The organism is Ruegeria halocynthiae (assembly GCF_000743705.1).
GTDB lineage: Bacteria > Pseudomonadota > Alphaproteobacteria > Rhodobacterales > Rhodobacteraceae > Ruegeria > Ruegeria halocynthiae_B.
In genome coordinates this window covers 568,553-587,492 of the sequence record NZ_JQEZ01000001.1, presented here as the reverse complement: position 1 = coordinate 587,492, position 18,940 = coordinate 568,553, and the positions used below count along the sequence as shown (strand labels likewise).

14 protein-coding genes and 1 riboswitch are annotated in these 18,940 nt (G+C 59.4%); of the genes, 11 read left to right on the top strand and 3 right to left on the bottom strand.

Going from position 1 to position 18,940, the window contains the following annotated elements; all coding sequences use genetic code 11:
• The first annotated feature begins 87 nt into the window (after nucleotides 1-87).
• Nucleotides 88-1,032 carry a hypothetical protein gene (locus JT51_RS02775; RefSeq protein ID WP_037307531.1) on the top strand — a complete coding sequence of 315 codons (945 nt, stop codon included), beginning with the start codon at nucleotides 88-90 and terminating at the stop codon, nucleotides 1,030-1,032.
• A 41-nt stretch (nucleotides 1,033-1,073) separates the two neighbouring features.
• Here the strand turns inward: JT51_RS02775 and JT51_RS02770 are convergent, their stop codons facing one another.
• Nucleotides 1,074-1,772: a glutathione S-transferase N-terminal domain-containing protein gene (locus JT51_RS02770; RefSeq protein ID WP_037309346.1), complete on the bottom strand. Its 699-nt coding sequence runs from the start codon at nucleotides 1,770-1,772 to the stop codon at nucleotides 1,074-1,076.
• Nucleotides 1,773-1,891: 119 nt separating this feature from the next.
• Nucleotides 1,892-1,969: riboswitch (SAM riboswitch) on the top strand.
• Nucleotides 1,970-2,034: 65 nt separating this feature from the next.
• Here JT51_RS02770 and metZ point away from each other — a divergent pair.
• The 5 genes from metZ to JT51_RS02745 all read left to right on the top strand — a co-directional run bounded on the left by metZ (nucleotide 2,035) and on the right by JT51_RS02745 (nucleotide 8,623).
• Nucleotides 2,035-3,225: an O-succinylhomoserine sulfhydrylase gene (gene metZ, locus JT51_RS02765; protein ID WP_037307528.1), complete on the top strand. Its 1,191-nt coding sequence runs from the start codon at nucleotides 2,035-2,037 to the stop codon at nucleotides 3,223-3,225.
• A 170-nt stretch (nucleotides 3,226-3,395) separates the two neighbouring features.
• Nucleotides 3,396-4,499, top strand: a complete 1,104-nt coding sequence (gene folE2 / locus JT51_RS02760) for a GTP cyclohydrolase FolE2 (protein WP_037307525.1) — start codon at nucleotides 3,396-3,398, stop codon at nucleotides 4,497-4,499.
• A 275-nt stretch (nucleotides 4,500-4,774) separates the two neighbouring features.
• Nucleotides 4,775-5,548, top strand: a complete 774-nt coding sequence (locus JT51_RS21715; RefSeq protein WP_152563285.1) for a transcriptional regulator — start codon at nucleotides 4,775-4,777, stop codon at nucleotides 5,546-5,548.
• 52 nt (nucleotides 5,549-5,600) lie between these two features.
• Nucleotides 5,601-7,049 carry a TrkH family potassium uptake protein gene (locus JT51_RS02750; protein WP_037307523.1) on the top strand — a complete coding sequence of 483 codons (1,449 nt, stop codon included), beginning with the start codon at nucleotides 5,601-5,603 and terminating at the stop codon, nucleotides 7,047-7,049.
• Nucleotides 7,049-8,623, top strand: coding sequence for a thiamine pyrophosphate-binding protein (locus JT51_RS02745; protein WP_037307522.1), 1,575 nt, complete (start codon nucleotides 7,049-7,051; stop codon nucleotides 8,621-8,623). Before JT51_RS02750 ends, JT51_RS02745 begins: the two co-directional genes overlap by 1 nt.
• Before the next feature lie 60 nt (nucleotides 8,624-8,683).
• Here the strand turns inward: JT51_RS02745 and JT51_RS02740 are convergent, their stop codons facing one another.
• Nucleotides 8,684-10,423: a serine protease gene (locus JT51_RS02740; protein WP_037307520.1), complete on the bottom strand. Its 1,740-nt coding sequence runs from the start codon at nucleotides 10,421-10,423 to the stop codon at nucleotides 8,684-8,686.
• 205 nt (nucleotides 10,424-10,628) lie between these two features.
• On the opposite strand from JT51_RS02740, the gene JT51_RS02735 reads away from it, so the two are divergent.
• Entirely contained in the window at nucleotides 10,629-11,558 is a 930-nt protein-coding gene (locus JT51_RS02735) for a glycine--tRNA ligase subunit alpha (RefSeq protein WP_037307516.1), read from the top strand.
• Between the two features lie 8 nt (nucleotides 11,559-11,566).
• Here the strand turns inward: JT51_RS02735 and JT51_RS02730 are convergent, their stop codons facing one another.
• The gene (locus JT51_RS02730; RefSeq protein ID WP_235216104.1) at nucleotides 11,567-12,193 is read right to left on the bottom strand and encodes a MarC family protein; all 627 of its coding nucleotides are present in this window, start codon (nucleotides 12,191-12,193) and stop codon (nucleotides 11,567-11,569) included.
• Nucleotides 12,194-12,290: 97 nt separating this feature from the next.
• On the opposite strand from JT51_RS02730, the gene JT51_RS02725 reads away from it, so the two are divergent.
• Genes JT51_RS02725 through JT51_RS02710 form a run of 4 tightly spaced genes read left to right on the top strand, consistent with a single transcriptional unit; the run spans nucleotide 12,291 to nucleotide 18,848 of the window.
• Nucleotides 12,291-12,812, top strand: coding sequence for a DUF6446 family protein (locus JT51_RS02725; protein ID WP_037307510.1), 522 nt, complete (start codon nucleotides 12,291-12,293; stop codon nucleotides 12,810-12,812).
• 12 nt (nucleotides 12,813-12,824) lie between these two features.
• Nucleotides 12,825-14,039: a sodium/glutamate symporter gene (gene gltS, locus JT51_RS02720; protein WP_037307506.1), complete on the top strand. Its 1,215-nt coding sequence runs from the start codon at nucleotides 12,825-12,827 to the stop codon at nucleotides 14,037-14,039.
• Between the two features lie 9 nt (nucleotides 14,040-14,048).
• Complete coding sequence (gene glyS, locus JT51_RS02715; RefSeq protein WP_037307504.1) at nucleotides 14,049-16,244, top strand: glycine--tRNA ligase subunit beta; 2,196 nt, start codon at nucleotides 14,049-14,051, stop codon at nucleotides 16,242-16,244.
• Between the two features lie 42 nt (nucleotides 16,245-16,286).
• The gene (locus JT51_RS02710; protein ID WP_152563284.1) at nucleotides 16,287-18,848 is read left to right on the top strand and encodes a putative PEP-binding protein; all 2,562 of its coding nucleotides are present in this window, start codon (nucleotides 16,287-16,289) and stop codon (nucleotides 18,846-18,848) included.
• Nucleotides 18,849-18,940 lie beyond the last annotated feature (92 nt).

Here is an 18,940-nt window from a genome sequence, read left to right as displayed (position 1 = left end):
AAAAACGGAGTGCCGAGGTCTTTATCAGCGCCATTATCCTGCCTTGATTGTGTAAAAATATTCAACTCAATCAAAGAGGGTAAGTACATGCAAAATAAATACTTGTACCGCATTTATCGACTAAGAAGGCTTGCTGCGACAAGCTTGATCATCTTGTTCACAGGATGGCTCGCTGGTGAGGTTCTCTTCGGCCAAGCAGTTCTATTGAGCAGCACGATCACACAGGCAGTGGTCACAATTGCCTGCCTGACAATCGCGATAGGTCTCATTGTTGTTTATCCGCGGGTGTGGTGGGAGACAGTTTGCGCGGCATTGGTTTTGGGGCTGCTTCTCATGTTTCTGCCATTATTAGAAACTTTGCCGGAATACATGCCCAGAGATGAAGGTGTTATGGCGGTATTGTGGACGCTCTTCATCGTTGTATTCGGCGCGATATTCCTCTGGTTGGGTTTGTACCTGACCATGTTCGTTCTGTTTGCGATTCCTTCGCTGACTATGCGCGACAAATCCCGTGTATCTGTGCCGTTGTCTGCTGAAAAGGCTTTTGAAATCTTGCGAGTAAAACCGGATTCGGACGATGGTTTTCACGCAACGGGCTGCGTCGATGCGGATGGTTTTTTTACAACGTCGTTTGAAATGAACACCTTTGAATCCGGAACCTATCTGCCCATTACCGAGGTCATGACGGTGCGAACTCGGATTGAGGAGGAGGGAGAGTGCTTTCAGCTCACCATGTTCGGATATGAGATCGAGGGCGACATCAGGTACGATCTTCAAGAACTGAAGGTCGAGCAGGAAAAAGGCCGTTCTGTGTGTACAACGGTAACGCAGAAAAGCGAATCCAACCTATTCGAGAGTATTGGTTTTTGGATGCAGGATTTCGGTTCGGACCACCTATTGTCTCATCTAATGACGACGCAGGGCGCCAAATCGGTTTGCATCAGGGATATGCCCTATCGCAGCCCAATGTATGATCTTGCGCGCTATTTCGAGAGCAGAAAGGGTGACTACGGCAGTCATAACCACGGGTAGAAAGGACGCTGGCAGTGGGGCATTGCAGATAAAGCCACCACTCACCGCTTGAACAAAACTCCCTGCGCCTGCGGGCCCCGGTGATCTCCGCGCAATTCCGCATGTAGCGCGCGGCCGGCCTGCACGCTCGGCCGGGCGCTCACAGTCTCAAGCCAGCGGGTAAAGTGGGGTTTGTTCTCCAGCACCTGTTGTTGACCCTCCCACAGGCTGGCCCAGCCCCAGATCGACATGTCTGCAATGGAATAGAAATCACCTGCGACGTATTCGTTGTCAGCCAGCCTCCGATCCAACACGGCATACAGCCGTGCGACTTCGGCGCGGTAGCGGTCTTTGGGATAGGGCAGGTCCTGCGGCGGGTCCAGTTGGGGCGCGTATTTCAGGAAGTGATGCGCCTGACCGGCCATCGGGCCGACGCCGCCCATCTGCCACATCAGCCATTCCTCAACCGCGATCCGGTCACGTTCGGTTTCGCCATAGAAGCGCCCGGTCTTGCGGGCCAGATACATCAGGATCGCGCCGCTCTCAAAAACCGAGATGGGCGCGCCGTCTGGCCCGTCAGGATCAACGATGGCGGGCATCCGGTTGTTGGGCGCGATCTTCAGGAATTCGGGGTCGAACTGGTCACCCTTGCCGATATTGATCAGGTGGGTGGTATAGGGCAGCTCCATCTCTTCCAGAGCGATGGAAACCTTCCAGCCGTTCGGCGTGGGCCAGAAATACAGATCAATCGGGTTGGCCATGTGTCCTCCGTTTGTTGCAGCGATCATGCGGTTTTCTGCCGGATCGGCAAGAGGTGGTTACGAAAGCGTGACGCACGGGCGGCCGGGCTTGACGATCCGCACCTTGAGGCGTAAACGCATCCTCGCTACGTGGCGATTTGTTACCGGATTGCGGGCCACGCTAAACAACACCGCTAAAAGGTCAGGATGAAAGGCCCCTTTCGCTTGACCGCGTCTGGGGTTTTTTTGATGCCTTTGCCGGACAAAGGCCGAGAGGAATGACATGAGCGAGAGCTGGAACAAACGCACCCAAGCCGTCCATGGCGGCATCCGTCGCAGCCAATACAATGAGGTCAGCGAGGCGATCTTTCTGACACAGGGCTTTGTCTATGACACGGCTGAACAGGCCGAGGCGCGGTTTATCGAAACCGGCCCGGATGAGTTCATCTATGCCCGTTATGGCAACCCGACCGTCTCTATGTTCGAACAGCGCATCGCTGCGCTGGAAGGGGGCGAGGATGCCTTTGCCACCGCGTCCGGCATGGCGGCGGTGAATGCGGCGCTGACCTCGGTGTTGAAGGCGGGCGACCATGTTGTCTCTGCCAAGGCTCTGTTCGGGTCCTGTCTGTATATCCTGGAAAACATCCTGACCCGGTACGGGGTCGAGGTAACGTTTGTCGATGGCACCGATGTGGACGCGTGGAAGGCGGCGCTCCGCCCCGATACCAAGGCGGTGTTCTTCGAATCCATGTCGAACCCGACGCTTGAGGTGATCGACATTGCGGCGGTTGCCGATCTGGCGCACGCGGTTGGGGCCGTGGTCATTGTGGACAACGTCTTTTCCACCCCTGTCTTTTCGCGCGCAATCGAGCAGGGGGCCGATGTGGTCGTCTATTCCGCGACCAAGCACATTGACGGGCAGGGGCGTGCGCTGGGCGGCGTCATCATCGGCACGCAAGAATTCATCCGCGGCACGGTTGAGCCCTACATGAAGCACACCGGCGGCGCGCTGAGCCCGTTCAACGCCTGGGTCATGCTGAAGGGTCTGGAAACGATGGCCTTGCGGGTCAATGCGCAGGCCGAAACGGCCTTGGCCCTGGCCGAAGCGCTGGAAGGTCACGCGGCGCTGGAACGGACGCTGTATCCGGGGCTGAAAACCCATGCGCAGAACGCGCTGGTGCAATCACAGCTGGGCGGCAAGGGCGGCACGGTTCTGTCGCTGGACATCAAGGGCGGGAAAGAGGCCGCGTTTGCCTTTCTCAACGCGCTGACGATTCCGGTGATCTCGAACAATCTTGGGGATGCCAAGTCAATCGCGACACATCCGGCCACCACAACGCACCAGCGGCTGAGTGACGAACAGAAGGATGAGTTAGGCATTACACCCGGCCTGATCCGCCTGTCCGTCGGTCTGGAAGACGCAAACGACCTGCTTGCCGATATCGGTCAGGCATTGGACGTTTCTCAACAATAGTATCCGGTTTTGGCCTGATAAACCCGGTTCAAAGTCAAACGGTGCAGGGCGCAGGCACTGCGCCTTGTGCGGAAATTCGATCCGGGCTGTGTTTTGGCGCGTATACGGTTACACTGGAATGCGCGCCGAACCCGTATTTAGCCCGGCGACCAACCGAGGAGCCCTTATCGATGAACGTGCACCCCCGCGACGTTGACGATGCACCCGACCAAGATGAGGCCGCCGCTGCGCTGAAAACGCTGCGCAAATGGGCTGAAACTGCGACCGAGGCCGAGATCAGCCAACTTGATCCTGCCATCGAGCGCCTTGTGCCGGGGCTGGTTCCGGTCAACTATCCTTCGCTGTCACGAGAGTATCCCGATGGGTTCGCGGTCGACGCGGCGTATCGCGCAACTTTGCCCGATCTTCAGAACGGCCCTTCTAGCCTGATCCGGGGGGCCAGGCAGCAGATTCAGCATGTAGGCATTTCCAATTTCCGTCTGCCGATCCGGTTTCATCGGAAAGCGGGTGAGGATCTGACACTGGAAACCTCGGTCACCGGGACTGTCAGCCTTGAGGCCGAAAAAAAGGGCATCAACATGTCCCGGATCATGCGCTCGTTCTACAAACACGCCGAGCGTACGTTCAGTTTTGAGGTCATGGAGGCCGCGCTGGATGACTATATGACCGATCTGGACAGCTTTGATGCGCGCATTCAGATGCGGTTTTCCTTCCCCGACCGGGTGCAAAGCCTGCGCTCGGGGCTTGAGGGGTATCAATATTACGACATCGCGCTGGAACTGGTCGAGCAGAACGGCGTGCGTCAGAAGATCATGCATCTGGACTATGTCTATTCGTCGACCTGCCCCTGTTCGCTTGAACTGAGCGAACACGCGCGCGCAACGCGTGGGCAGCTGGCGACGCCACATTCGCAGCGGTCGGTCGCGCGAATTTCCGTTGTTGTGGATTGCGACGCGGATTGCCTGTGGTTCGAAGACCTGATCGCATTGTGCCGCCGCGCCGTTCCGACAGAAACGCAGGTGATGGTCAAGCGTGAGGACGAGCAGGCCTTTGCCGAACTGAACGCGGCCAACCCGATCTTTGTCGAAGACGCCGCTCGTCTGTTCTGCGCCGAGTTGCTGGCCGATCATCATATCGGCGATTTCCGGGTGGTGGCCAGCCATCAGGAAAGCCTGCACAGCCATGATGCGGTGTCGGTTCTGACCGAGGGGTCGACCTTTGTTTCGACCAGTCTGAATCCGCGTCTGTTCTCGACCCTGTTCCATATCGGGTGACCGGGCAGGGCACCGGGAAGTCTCAAAATTAGTCAAACGGCGAGTTTTTGCCGCAGCGCAGCAAAAAATGCTGCGCGCGCACGGTAATTTGCGTTAAAGTGGCGGGGAATGCAGCCGTGGTGTGCCTGCTGGTTTGCTGCCATGCCACTATTTAAGGAAGCCGAGACGTGCGACGCCCCGGGACTGCAAGTTTATGCAATCCGCCCAGGAAATTTGGGCGGGCAGAGTTCTGCTTTTTGTTGCAGGTTGCATCGCTTTCACAGGAGAAATAACTAATGAATCCGATTACCCAACCGCTGGAACTTCAGTTGGCGGCCATGCGCCTGGCCGGATACGCGGTTAGCAACCAAATGAAAATCATGCAGATTTTGACCTGCTCGGCAATTGAGCTGCCGTTTGCAACGGTGCAGACGTTGCGCGAAACGGCCGCGACCCCGGCACCGGCCGCGCCGACGCCTGAATTCAAGTCCAAGGCAAAGCCAGCGGCACCTGCAACCAAAGCCAAGCCCGCACCGGCGGCGGCGGCCAAGCCGGACGTCAAGGCAAAAACCCCTGCCAAGCCCAAGGCCGAATCAGCAAAACCCGCGCCTGCAAAACCTGCAGCGACTAAGGCGAAAACTGCTGCAGCACCAGCTGCGGCAAAGCCTGCCGCTAAACCAGTTGCCGCAAAAACCGCAACATCGGCCCGCACGCAGGCACCGAAACCCGCCGCTGCCGCCAAGCCAAAACCTGCTGCTGCAAAGCCGGTCGCCGCGAAACCCGCAGCGGCAAAACCTGTTGCACCCAAGGTGGCGGGCAAGCCAGCAGCGGTGAAAGCGCCGGTCAAACCTGTCGCTGCGAAAACACCGACCGCAGTTTTGGCGCCCAAAGCGGCTGCCAAGCCTGCACCAACCAAAGTGGCCGCCAAACCCGTTGCACCTTTGGCACCTGCGGCGAAACCTGTTGCCCCCAAGATGGAAACAGCCCAGCCCGTGACACCGGTGCGCCGCACGCGTGCCCCGTCGAAACCCCCGGTGATGCCCAAGCCATCGGGCAACTCGGGCAAGTAAATACGGGACATCCGCTTGACACAGTCGTGCAGGCGCGCCAACGCTGCGCCTCATGACGGATATGCGCCCGGTTGGATATGTGATTGGCCTGTTGGTCGCCATTCTTGGGGCGACCATGATGCTGCCCATGATTACCGATCTCATCGAAGGTCGGGGCGAATGGCATGTGTTTCTTGAAAGTGGCGTTATCACAATTCTGACGGGCGTGGTTCTGTCGCTGAGCTGTTCGAACGGGATCGGCGACGGTTTGACGATCCGCCAGACCTTTTTGCTGACCACCGGTGTCTGGGTCGCGCTGCCATTTTTCGGCGCGATTCCGTTTTTGCTTGGCGAAACCGAGCTGCGCTTTGTCGATGCTTACTTTGAGGCGATGTCCGGTCTGACCACCACCGGGTCGACCGTTATTTCTGGCCTGGATAATCTTCCGCGCGGGCTGCTGTTGTGGCGCGGGGTTTTGCAATGGCTGGGTGGTATCGGCATCATTGTTGTCGCTATGGTTTTCCTGCCCGAGCTTCGGGTGGGTGGGATGCAAATCTTCCGCTCGGAAGGATTTGAAACCATGGGTAAAATCCTGCCCCGCGCGCAAGAAATCGCGGGTCAGATTTCCTTGATCTACGTCTTTCTGACCTTTGTTTGCGTGTTGGTATACGCAGGCCTGGGCATGAGCTTTTTCGACGCCGTGGTTCACGCCATGACAACCATCGCAACAGGCGGATTTTCGAACTACGACGATTCATTCGCTGTGTTTTCCGGGCCGACCGAATACGCCGCATCGGTCTTCATGATTTTGGCCGCCCTGCCGTTTGTCCGGTACGTGCAGCTTGCCAATGGCCATACCAGCTCTTTGTGGCGCGACAGTCAGATCCGCGCATTTGTCGCGACCATTCTGGTGCTGGTCGTTGTCATGTCGGTCTTTCTGATCACCGTGTTTCCGCACCATTGGGAGCAGGCGCTTCGCCAATCCCTGTTCAACGTCACCTCGATCATTTCCGGCACCGGATATGCCAGCGTCAATTACATGACGTGGGGCAGCTTTCCGGTCATGCTGTTCTTTCTGATCGGTCTGGTGGGGGGATGTGCGGGGTCTACCGCCTGTTCGATCAAGGTTTTCCGATACCAGTTGCTGTTTGCGTCCATCAAAACGCAGATCCGCCGAATTCGCTCTCCGCACGGGGTCTTTGTTCCGCTTTACGATGGGCGCCCCATTGGCACGGATGTTCTGACATCGGTCATGAGCTTTTTCATGTTCTTCGTGCTGTCCATGGGCATACTGGCCTGGGCTTTGGCCTTGACGGGGTTGGATTTCATCACCTCGGTATCGGGGGCTGCGACGGCGCTGGCCAATGTGGGGCCGGGGCTGGGAAGTGAAATCGGCCCGGCGGGCAACTTTGCCGGGCTCAGCGATACCGCAAAGTGGCTCTTGTCCATCGGGATGCTGGTCGGCCGGCTTGAGCTGCTGGCCGTTTACGCCTTGTTTACCGTTCAATTCTGGAGAAGCTGATGAAAAAACCCCTAGGCGCGCAGATATCGCACATGCTGAAAGATCGGGGCGTGGATGTGATTTTTGGCATCCCCGGTGTGCACAATCAGGAAATGTATCGCGGTATTGAAGAGGCAGAAATCACCCATGTTCTGGCCCGCCACGAACAGGGGGCCGGGTTCATGGCCGATGGCTATGCCCGCGCGACGGGCAAGCCGGGCGTGGCTTATGTGATCACCGGGCCAGGAGTGTGCAACATCATGACGCCGATGGGGCAGGCCTATACGGATTCGGTTCCGATGCTGGTGATGTCCTCTTGTTTGGATGAAATGCAGGCCGCGCATGGGCAGTTGCATCAAATGAAGGATCAGCGCGCGGCGGCTGGCACTGTCACCGACTGGTCGCATCAGGCAAACACGGCCCAGGCAACCTATGGCCTGGTTGAGCGCGCATTCGAAGAATTCGAATTGTCCCGGCCGCGCCCCAAACACATTCAGGTGCCCATTGCACAGCTTCAGGCCGAGGCTGATCCCGCGCCGTTTCCCAATCAATTCGGTCTGCGGACACAGGCCCTGCCGCCGGATGTCGCGCCGGTTCTGTCGATGCTCAACACCGCGCGCAGACCGCTGTTTATTCTGGGTGGGGGGACCCGTTCCAACCTGTGGCGGCAAATCCTGACACAGGTCGGGGCCGCGTGTTTCACCACCTATGCTGGGCGTGGAATGGCCGGGCTGGGCTATGCGCTGGACTTTGGGGCGATGCTGCCCCGACCGGGCAGCGCCGAGGTGATTGCGTCCGCCGATCTGGTGGTCGCAGTGGGTGCCGAACTGGGCGAGGTCGATCTGTGGCGGCGGTCCCTTGGTCATACGGCCAATCTGGTTCGGGTCGATCTTGATCCGCAGGTTCTGTCTGATCACCACCGCGCCGAAGTCAAACTGCAAACGGACGGGGAAAGCTTTGCCCGGGCGCTTTGGGCTTCGATCGACCACGTCAACCCGGCAACGGGCTGGACGGCGGAAGAAGTCGCTGAAACCCGCGGTCGCTGGCGGGCCGAAGTGGACGCCGAGAGGCCCGGTATTGTCCCGGTGATTGACGCGCTGCGCGAGGCCATGCCCGCCGATACCATGATCTATTCGGACATGACCCAATTCGCCTATGTCGCCAAAGAGGTCTGGGACATGGCCTATCCTTACCATTGGCATCACCCGACGGGGTTCGGAACGCTGGGGTACGCGTTGCCTGCGGGCATTGGTGGTGCGGTTGCACGCAGGGGCAAGCCGACTGCCGTTATCGCAGGCGACTATGGGTTCCACTATACAATGCAGGAACTGGGAACCGCGGTTGAACTTGGCCTGTCTCTGCCCATCATCCTGTGGGACAATGGCAAGCTGAAGGAAATCGAAGACAGCATGGTCGGCAGTCAGATCGCCCCCAATGCGGTCGTGGCGCATAACCCCGACTTTTGTAAGCTGGCCGAGGCGTTTGGCGCGCTATCGGCCACCCCGTCCAGTCTGGAAGAGATGCAATCAGCCGTTCGCGCGGCGTTTGACGCGCCGCGACCGACGCTGATCCGCGTTACGCCGGACGTTCTGTAAGCCGAAACAAAAAAAAGCGCCGCACAAACAGGCGGCGCTTTTATTTCGTTGGGCGCGCGGTCAGTCCCAGCAATGCACCAGAACAGTCATCCCATTTGCTCTGCGGCTCAGCTCATTGGGTGAGATTTGCGCCGTAGGCTGGCCTGATTGACCGGACACACCGGCCTGTCCCAAAGCCTCGCTCAGACGATCAGCGGTGGCGGCCAGGCTGACCGACCCGGGCAGGGTGCGTCCTTCGGTCGGGGTAGGCAAAAGCATACCGACAACCTGCCCGCTGTCGTCAAAGACGGGGCCGCCCGCATCACCCGGTTGCGACGCCAGGGCCAATCGTTTCACTCCGTCCTCACCGTTCAACCCGCGCACGTCGGCGATCTGGCCATAGGTCAGCGTCGGCGCGCCCAAAGCGCCCTGATACGAAAAGCCCGAGACCGCGACCTCGGACTGGATGCGGGGTTTGTCGGCGCTGAATTCCGCGATGTTGATGGGGGAAAGATCACGGCTGGGGCGCAGGACCGAGATACCCAGATCGGTATCGGTCCATGCGACCTGAAGTTCCAGATCGCCGTCAATGGTCACCCGCGCGCAACTGTCCGCAACTTCGGAAACCGTCAGGACGGTGCCCTTGGCATCCGCAAAAAAGCCGGACCGCGACAGGCGGGGCTTGCGGATCTGCAACCCGGAAACCAGATCAATGCGCTGTTCGGCATCCGCCCCGGCGCTGGCGTCAAGCACGGCGTCCGTTGTGGCGAAGCTTGCCTTGATCGCGGCCAGAACACGCGCCCGGCGGGCTTCGTCCTCTTCAGGCCAAACCAGCGTGAAACCCTTGATCTGGCCATTTTTCAGCGTTGCCTCGCTATAGGAAACGATCCCGTTGCCACGGCCTTCAAGCGTAAAGCGGTCGCCGCGCAGCTCTCGGGGACCGCCTAAGGGTATGATGTCCAGCGACTGCATGACTTCGTACAGCGCCCGCAGCGTGGCTTTGTCGCCTTGCTGGCTGATCAGCAACGCCTTGGCGTCCAGATCGGTGGTGCTGTTGAAATGGGCAAAAGGGGCCTCATGCCGGTCGAACGCGATGACACCCAGCGGCAGGTTCAGGTCAATGCCCGCCTGCGTATCCGAATAGCGATCCATGCCGACGCTGATCAGCGGTGCGTTGTAATCTTCGATCAGTGCCTTGCGCTGCGCCGTTGTCAGAACGCCCGTGGCTTCATGGCCGTTGAACCGCTGCCAGTCACCCATTGACCGGCGGGTGCCTTGACCGAATGCGCCGTCAATTGTGGCGTTGTAAAATCCTGCGGCCTGAAGGGCGGTTTGCAGCCCCTTACGCTCTTGTGCAGTCAAACGACGCTCGGACTGCAGGGCCTGCGCCCGCGTTTCATCCGAAGGCTGGGGCGTCAGCCCGGCAATCGGCTGCTCGGGTTGGGGCGTGCTTTCGACCGGCGGTGTCACGACACCCCGGTCCAGAATATTCGCGCCGACGGGCCAAAATTGCTGACCCAACGCGCTTGAGAAGGCGATGTAGCTATCCGCAGGAATTTGCCCTTCGGCCTGGTACACGCGCAGGACCTGTTCGGCGTCACTGTGCAAATAAGGCCCGATAACAATGGCGTACCAGCCAGAGTTCAGGCGAAACCCGTTCACGTCGGGCAGGGTGCTGGCATAGACCTGCGCCCGTTCCTGCGCTTCGCGCAACGAGGGTTGCGCTTCGACCTGCACCCAGACACCTGTGTCCTGTTGTGCAAAAACGGCGCGCGCGCCGGTGAGGAATAGAAACAAAATTGCAGTGAATATGCGTGTCATTGTCTGCCCGTGTCCGCGGTGTTTTATCTTTGGCGCAGACTACGCGATTTGAGTTGCGGAAAGCCATGCCCGGAATGCGGGGAATTTCCAGTGTGGCGGCGCAGCGACAGCCGGACCCCATTGGCCCGTTGACGCCCCTTGGCCCCTTGCATAGGAAGAAGAAAACCCAACGGAACCGGGCGCGATGGCGCCCAAAGGGAATGTCATGACCGAACAGTCCAGCGCACCTCGTTCTTTTCAGGAAATTATCCTGCGGCTTCAGGCTTATTGGGCCTCGAAAGGCTGTGCCATTCTGCAACCCTATGACATGGAGGTCGGGGCAGGGACATTCCACCCGGCAACCACCCTGCGGGCCTTGGGGTCGAAAGCATGGGCTGCGGCCTATGTTCAACCCTCGCGCCGACCGACCGACGGACGTTATGGTGAGAACCCGAACCGGTTGCAGCATTATTACCAGTATCAGGTGCTGATCAAACCCAGCCCGCCCGATCTGCAAGAGCTGTATCTGGGTTCACTGCAAGCCATTGGCATTGACATGAACCTACATGACATCCGCTTTGTCGAAGATGACTGGGAAAGCCCGACGCTGGGTGCCTGGGGTCTGGGCTGGGAGGTCTGGTGCGACGGCATGGAAGTCAGCCAGTTCACCTATTTCCAGCAGGTCGGCGGCCATGACTGCGCGCCTGTGTCCGGCGAGCTGACCTATGGCCTGGAGCGTCTGGCGATGTATGTGCTGGGCATTGACCACGTGATGGACATGCCGTTCAACGATCCGCAGTCGCCCAGCCCGCTGTTTTATGGTGACATCTTCAAACAGACCGAAGAGGAGTACGCCCGCTGGAACTTTGACGTTGCCAATACCGAAGTTCTGCTGCGCCACTTCGAAGAGGCCGAGGCCGAATGCGCCGCCATTCTGGCGCAGGAGCATGATGATCCCAAGACCGGCAAACGCATCGTCATGGCACACCCCGCCTATGACCAGTGCATCAAGGCCAGCCATGTCTTTAACCTGTTGGACGCGCGGGGCGTGATTTCGGTGACGGAACGGCAGGCCTATATCGGCCGTGTCCGGGCACTGGCCAAACAATGCGCCGACGCATTCCTGTTGACCGAGGCCGCCGGGTTCGAGGCCTGATGCCGCGTTCAGGCCAATCCCGGCAACAAGACCTTAAGGCCAGCGGCAATCATGCTGATTGCAATGGCCGACAGGATCATGCCCATGAAACGGCTCATTATCACACGCGCGTTATCAGACAGCCGTTTGGACAGGGCCGAGGCGTTCCAGAAGGTGATGAACAGCAGGAAAAGCACGGCCAGGAACACACCCGCATAGATGACGGCGTCCATGGGTTTGGAAACATGATGCGCATAAAGGATCAATGTCGTGATCGTGCCGGGGCCGACCAGAATGGGAAAGGCCAGCGGATAGAAGGCCACCGTTTCGGGCGCGGGGTAGGATTGCTTTTCGCCGTCAGTCCCGTGATGCGAACTGCTTTCAGTGCCGTTCAACATGTTCAGGCCGATCATCAAGACAACCAGGCCGCCCGCCACCCGCAGATCGTCTACGCTGATCCCGAACAGGCCCAGTGTCTGGCTGCCGATGGCCGCGAAACCCCCGCCAAGGATCAGGCAGTAGGTGGCCGTTTTCGCCGCCACTTTGCGCTGGTCGGCTGGCGTCAGGCCATCGGTCACGCTCAGGAAAACGGGCAGGTTGGTGATCGGGTTCATGATCGCAAACAATGCGCCAAAGAACCCAACGGCAAGGGTCATGTCCATTCCAAAAGCCTTATTCCAACCTGTGTCGGGTTGGAAACTGTCCCATTTTTCGCGAACTTGAAAGAGGCCACGTGATCAGGATGTTTGAAAGATGACTGGAAAATTCCTTGTACTCATCCTTGTTCTGTCGACGGCCCTGGCGGGCGCAGGCATGTATTACCTTCAGGTTTACGGGTTTTACTATGATGTCGCCCCCCAACCCGGTAAGGACGTGGCTTTGCTGGCCAAAGGGGCGGATAGGCCCGCACCCATCGCCTATACTGCGTTTCAAGCCATAGATGCCGACAGTTCCCCGATCCGGTATCGCGCGTGTTTCGACACAGATTTATCCGCTGACGACCTGAGCGCATACCAGCCCGTCGAAAACCCCGAACCACTGACCGCTCCGACATGGTTCGACTGTTACGATGCGGTGGCCATCGGCGACGCGCTGGCCTCGGGTCAGGCGCAGGCATTCATCGGGACTAAGAATGTTCATTTCGGTGTCGACCGCATTGTGGCCGTGACAACAGGTGGAAAAGGCTATGTCTGGCACGCGTTGAACAATTGCGGTGAGAAGGCGTATGACGGCACCGTAGTGGGCGAGGAGTGCCCGCCCAGACCCGAGAACTGAGGCGTCATCTCAATGACTGCAGAAGCGATCCAGATATCCAATCTTCTGACCACCACGCTTGGATTTGCCGTCTACCTGATCGGGGCCGAGATTAACGCGCGTGTCGCCGCGCTGCGCCAGTTCAATATTCCCGAGCCTGTGACAGGCGGGTTGTTGGCATCGGGGTTCCTGTTGCTGGCGTATCTGGTCTTTGATGTCCAACTGAACTTTGCCCTTGAGGGGCGCGACTTTCTGCTGGTGGTGTTCTTCGCCGGGATTGGCCTGAATGCACGGTTTTCCGACTTAATATCGGGCGGTAAGCCGCTGTTTTTGCTTTTGATATTAACTCTGGCGACGATCATCGTTCAAAACGTGATTGGCGCAGCCGGGGCCGTCACATTTGGATATCCCTTACAAGCAGGGGTTCTTTTTGGCTCTGCCGCTTTGATTGGTGGTCACGGAACAGCCATTGCCTGGGCACCCGAAGTGGCCAATGCAACTGGTCTGGCCGGGGCGACCGAACTGGGCGTTGCCGTGGCCACGCTCGGGCTGGTATTGGCGGCACTGGTCGGGGGGCCGGTTGCGCGGATTCTGATTGAAGGTCGGGGCCTGACACCTGCACGGCCGGATGAAGAGCACACCGTCGGTGTGCCCGACAGCCCGGACGAGCCGGCCTCAAGAATCGACCACCTGACGATCATGCGGGTCCTGCTGTACCTGAATATTGCCATCATCTTCGGCTATATGCTGGGCGAGGCCATAACGGCTGCTGGTCTGAAGCTGCCGCTTTTCGTGCCCTGCCTGATCATGGGGATCGTGATCGCAAATCTGCGCGATCTGCTGTTTCCCAAGGCGCCGCCGGTGGCGCGCACCCCTTCGCTTGCTTTGATCTCTGAATTCTCGTTGGGCGCGTTTCTGGCCATGTCGTTGATGAGCCTGCAATTGTGGACCATCGCCGAACTTGGCCTGGCCATCGTGGTCATCATGGCGGCGCAAACCCTGTTTGCCGTTGCCTTCGTTCTGTGGGTGTTGTTCCCGATCATGGGCGGCAACTACCGCGCCGCTGTTCTGGCCGCCGGGTTCGGCGGGTTCGCCTTGGGTGCCACGCCCACCGCTATCGCCAATATGACCGCCGTGACCAAGCGATATGGCCCGTCGCCTATTGCCTTTATCGTGCTGCCCCTTGTATCCGCATTCTTTGTGGACATCGCCAATGCCATCGTCATTCAGACGATCGTTTCATTCTGAGGACTGACAATGCCCGACCTGCTGATTGAACTGTTTTCCGAGGAAATCCCCGCGCGTATGCAAGCCCGCGCCGGTGAGGATCTGAAAAAGCGGATCACCGATGGTCTGGTTGAGGCCGGTCTGACCTATGCCGGGGCCGCCGCCCTGACCACGCCACGCCGCCTGACGCTGGCGGTCGAGGGGTTGTTGGCCGAAAGTCCGACAGTGCGCGAAGAACGCAAAGGCCCCAAGGTTGGCGCGCCCGACAAAGCCATCGAAGGTTTCCTGCGCGGTGCCGGCCTGACCCGCGATCAGTTGGAAGAACGTGAGACGCCCAAGGGTGCGGTCTATTTTGCGACCATCGAAAAGACCGGACGTCCGGCGGCCGAGATCGTGGCCGAAGTGCTTGAGGCGACGATCCGCAATTTCCCGTGGCCCAAGTCGATGCGCTGGGGCAGGGGATCGTTGCGTTGGGTGCGCCCGCTGCATTCGATCCTGTGCATCCTCAACGATGAGACGGGCGCGCAGGTGGTGCCGCTTGAAGTCGAAGGGATCAAATCCGGCGACACAACGGCGGGCCATCGTTTCATGGCACCGGACCGGTTCTCCGTCACTTCGTTTGACGACTATGCCGCCAAGCTGAAACGCGCCTTTGTCGTGCTGAACCCCGCCGACCGCGCCGAACACATCTGGAACGACGCCCAGAACATGGCCTTTGCTGCCGGACTGGAAGTGGTCGACGACAGGGGCCTGCTGGCCGAGGTGGCCGGTCTGGTTGAATGGCCCGTGGTGCTGATGGGCAAGATTGATGACGAATTCCTCGAACTGCCGCCCGAGGTGCTTCAGACCTCGATGAAAGAGCATCAGAAATTCTTCTCGGTCCGCAATCCCAGGACGAGCCGGATTGAACGCTTCATCACCGTCGCCAACCGCGAAACCGCCGACAATGGCGCGACCATTCTGGCGGGCAACCAAAAAGTGCTGTCGGCGCGTTTGGCCGACGCGAAATTCTTTTGGGAGAACGACCTGCGCACCGCCAAGTCGGACATCGCCCAATGGACCCGCGCGTTGGAGAATGTGACCTTCCACAACAAGCTGGGCACTCAGGCCGAGCGGATCGACCGCATCGCCGCGCTGGCCCGTGAACTGGCCCCGGTCACAGGTGCGGATGCGGATCAGGCCGAAAAGGCCGCGCGTCTGGCCAAGGCGGACCTGAGTTCCGAGATGGTCTATGAGTTCCCCGAACTTCAGGGCCTTATGGGCAGGTATTATATCGAGGCCACAGGTGAGGACGCCGCCGTAGCTGTCGTGGCACAGGAACATTACTCACCGCTGGGTCCGTCAGATGATGTGCCGACCGCGCCGCTGTCGGTGGCTGTGGCGCTGGCAGATAAGCTGGACACGCTGACCGGGTTCTGGGCGATTGACGAGAAACCCACCGGGTCGAAAGACCCGTTTGCCCTGCGCCGCGCGGCTTTGGGGGTTATTCGGTTGGTGTTGGAGAATGACCTTCGACTGTCGGTGAAGGATACTTTCGCGTCTGCCCTCACGTCCTTGCTGAAACTGCCTGAATGGCAGGCCGCTTTGCTCGAAGCCAAATCAAAACAATCTTCTGCGGAAGACGAGGAAGCTGCAGCCAAACAGGTTCATGAATTGGCGCATCAGGTTGAAACGGCCAATGCCATCGTATCTGCTGCTCCGGCTGACCTCCTCTCATTCTTCCACGACCGCCTCAAGGTTTTCTTGCGCGACGAGGGAATTCGCCACGACATTATCGACGCCTGCATCGCGATGGACGGCAATGACGACCTCAACCTGCTGGTCAAGCGCGCCCGTGCGCTGAACGCGGTGATCGCGACCGAGGATGGCGAGAATCTTGTGCAGGGGTTCAAGCGCGCCAACAACATCCTGACCCAGGCCGAGGAAAAGGATGGCGTCGAATACTCCTATGGCGCCGATGTGAAATTCGCCGAGACGGACAGCGAAAAAGCACTGTTTGCCGCTTTGGGTCAGGCGCAGGCAGATATTGCACCGGCCCTGAAAGCCGAGGATTTCCCCTCTGCCATGACCACCATGGCCGCGCTGCGTGGGCCGGTTGATGCTTTCTTTGACGAGGTTCAGGTGAACACCGACAATGATATCATTCGCCGCAACCGTCTGAATCTGCTCAGCCAGATCCGGCAGGTGTGTTCCAGTGTGGCAGATCTGAGCAAGATCGAAGGCTGACCAGATCGCCCTTGCGCCAAAGGTGCAGGGGCTTATGCTGCGGTGAAACCAAAAGGTGCCGCAGTGCAGAATAACCCGCATACCACGTTAATCACCGCAACAGCGCCGGTCGCCGCCGAAACCCACGGGGGCCGGGCGAAATGTCTGCAGCGGCTGGTTCGGTTGGAATTACCGGTGCCACGCACCGTTGCCTTGTCTTTCGATGCTGTCGAACAGATTGCCAAGGGGCACGTGCCCGATATTGACGCCGTACTGGCTGAGTTTGATCAGTCCGCGTTGCTGTGTGTTCGGCCCAGCTCTGAAGATCCTGACTGGGGTGGTCCCGGCGCAATCCTGAACATCGGTATGAATGACGCGCGCTATGTGGACTTGTCGGATTCGATGGGGGCCGAGGCCGCCGCCGCGCTGTATCTGCGTTTTGTGCAAAGCTATGCAGTTCATGTGGCGCGGCTGGATGCCGATGTTTTCGACGATATCGAAGCGGATGGCCAAGAAGGATTGCAGATTTCCTTGCGGGCCTATGAGGATGAAACCGACGAGGCCTTTCCACAGGATCGTGGCGAGCAGTTGATCGCCGTTCTGCGGTCGATGGCGCGTGCGTGGGACGGAACATCGGCCCGGCTGCTGCGGCAGGCCAAAGGCGCACCGGCGGATGCAGGGCTGGGACTGGTGGTTCAGGAAATGATCCCCGGTGTCGGGCAGGGCGAATGCGGGTCTGGCGTGTTGCAACTGATTGACCCCGCGACGGGGCTGCCGCAGCTGACCGGGCGTTATCTGAGCCAGAGCCAGGGACGTGACGCCCTGGGCGAGGGCGTGGCCGCACTGTATCTTGAGAAAGACCCGCGCGGAAAGTCGCTGGAAGACGTCGCGCCCGAGGCGTTTGAGGACCTCAAGACCCATGCCGCGCTGATGCGCGTCAAGCTGCGCGAGGAAATGCAGGTCGAATTCGTCATCGAAAACGGCCGCGTTCATATCCTGGACGGGGTGCGGGTGCAGCGCAGCGCGCGGGCCGCAATGCGCATCGCCGTACGCCTGGCCGAGGACGGGATCATCCCGGCACCGGATGCTGTGATGCGGGTCGATCCGCATTCCCTGAACGAATTGCTACACCGGCAGGTCCACCCCGAGGCACGCCGGGACGTGCTGACCACTGGTATTGCGGCCAGCCCGGGGGCCGCGACCGGCAAGATCGTGTTCACCGCCGCTGAAGCGCAAGCCAGCGCCGCGCGGGGGGAGCCTTGTATTCTGGTGCGGCGCGAGACGTCTCCGGAAGATGTGCGCGGGATGCATGCCGCGGTTGCCGTGCTGACGGAAAAGGGCGGCATGACCAGCCACGCCGCGGTGATCGGGCGCGGTCTGGGACTGCCTTGTATCGTTAGCGCGTCTGAAATGCGATTCCAGACCAAGAAAAGGATGCTGACTGCGGCGGATGGCCGTGTGTTCAAAACCGGTGACACGCTGACGATTGACGGGACATCCGGGCAAGTGCTGGCCGGGCAACCTGAGATGTTGGAGGCCACGCTGGACGATTGTTTCCAGACCCTGATGGGCTGGGCCGATGCCGAGCGTGACATTGCCATCCGCGCCAATGCCGATACACCGGCAGACGCGCAGACCGCACGCAATTTCCTGGCGCAGGGGATCGGCCTGTGCCGGACAGAGCATATGTTCTTTGACCCCGGCCGCCTGATCGTGATGCGCGAGATGATCTTTGCGCAAACGTCCTCGGGGCGCGCGGCGGTTCTGGAACGTCTTCTGCCGATGCAGCGAGAAGATTTCGTACAATTGTTCCGGATCATGGAAGGTCAGCCCGTCTGCATCCGTCTGTTTGATCCGCCGTTGCACGAATTCCTGCCCACCACGCGCAGTGGCCAACGCGAACTGGCCGAGGCGCTGGACCTGCCGGTCTCGGACGTAGAGCGCCGCGTGGCGGCGATGACCGAATACAACCCGATGCTGGGTCTGCGCGGTGTCCGTTTGGGCGTAACCGTGCCCGAGATCTATGACATGCAGGCACGCGCTATCTTTGAGGCGACGCTTGAGGCCAGCAAGGACGGCGCCCCCGTGGTGCCCGAGGTGATGATCCCGCTGGTTTCGGCAAAACGCGAAGTGGAGCTGGTCAAATCGCGCATCGATTCTGTCGCTGCCTCGGTCGCAGCCGAGCGCGGGGAAGAGTTTGAATATCGCCTGGGCGTCATGGTCGAAACACCGCGCGCTTGCCTGCGGGCGGCAGAAATTGCACCGCAGACTTCATTCCTGAGTTTTGGCACCAACGACCTGACCCAGATGACCTATGGGCTGTCGCGTGACGATGCGGGCCGGTTCATGTCGGCCTATGTGCGTCAGGGCGTCTTTGTCGAAGACCCGTTCCATGTGCTTGACCCCGACGGTGTTGGTGAATTGCTAAAGCTCGGCTCCGAACGGGGCAGGCAGGCGCAACCTGATGTGACGCTGTCAGTATGCGGTGAACATGGCGGAAATCCCGAATCAATCGCAATTTGCCGGGACCTGGGGTTCGATTATGTTTCGTGTTCGCCGTTCCGGGTGCCTGTCGCTCGGCTGGCTGCCGCTCAACTGGCAATTTTGTCCAGACTTGGGGGTTGACACTTATCTGTTCCGCTAGGATTAGTGGGTAGTGAAAGAAGCCGTCGTCAGTTTTTCCTGACGCTACGGCAATTTTCCACTTGCTTTTTCAT

Coding starts and splice junctions, on each gene's coding strand:
- JT51_RS21715 (WP_152563285.1), top strand. CDS start 4,775: ATGAATCCGATTACCCAACCGCTGGAACTTCAGTTGGCGGCCATGCGC.
- gltS (WP_037307506.1), top strand. CDS start 12,825: ATGACTGCAGAAGCGATCCAGATATCCAATCTTCTGACCACCACGCTT.
- folE2 (WP_037307525.1), top strand. CDS start 3,396: ATGAACGTGCACCCCCGCGACGTTGACGATGCACCCGACCAAGATGAG.
- JT51_RS02750 (WP_037307523.1), top strand. CDS start 5,601: ATGACGGATATGCGCCCGGTTGGATATGTGATTGGCCTGTTGGTCGCC.
- metZ (WP_037307528.1), top strand. CDS start 2,035: ATGAGCGAGAGCTGGAACAAACGCACCCAAGCCGTCCATGGCGGCATC.
- JT51_RS02735 (WP_037307516.1), top strand. CDS start 10,629: ATGACCGAACAGTCCAGCGCACCTCGTTCTTTTCAGGAAATTATCCTG.
- JT51_RS02745 (WP_037307522.1), top strand. CDS start 7,049: ATGAAAAAACCCCTAGGCGCGCAGATATCGCACATGCTGAAAGATCGG.
- JT51_RS02770 (WP_037309346.1), bottom strand. CDS start 1,772: ATGGCCAACCCGATTGATCTGTATTTCTGGCCCACGCCGAACGGCTGG.
- JT51_RS02775 (WP_037307531.1), top strand. CDS start 88: ATGCAAAATAAATACTTGTACCGCATTTATCGACTAAGAAGGCTTGCT.
- JT51_RS02725 (WP_037307510.1), top strand. CDS start 12,291: ATGACTGGAAAATTCCTTGTACTCATCCTTGTTCTGTCGACGGCCCTG.
- glyS (WP_037307504.1), top strand. CDS start 14,049: ATGCCCGACCTGCTGATTGAACTGTTTTCCGAGGAAATCCCCGCGCGT.
- JT51_RS02740 (WP_037307520.1), bottom strand. CDS start 10,423: ATGACACGCATATTCACTGCAATTTTGTTTCTATTCCTCACCGGCGCG.
- JT51_RS02730 (WP_235216104.1), bottom strand. CDS start 12,193: ATGACCCTTGCCGTTGGGTTCTTTGGCGCATTGTTTGCGATCATGAAC.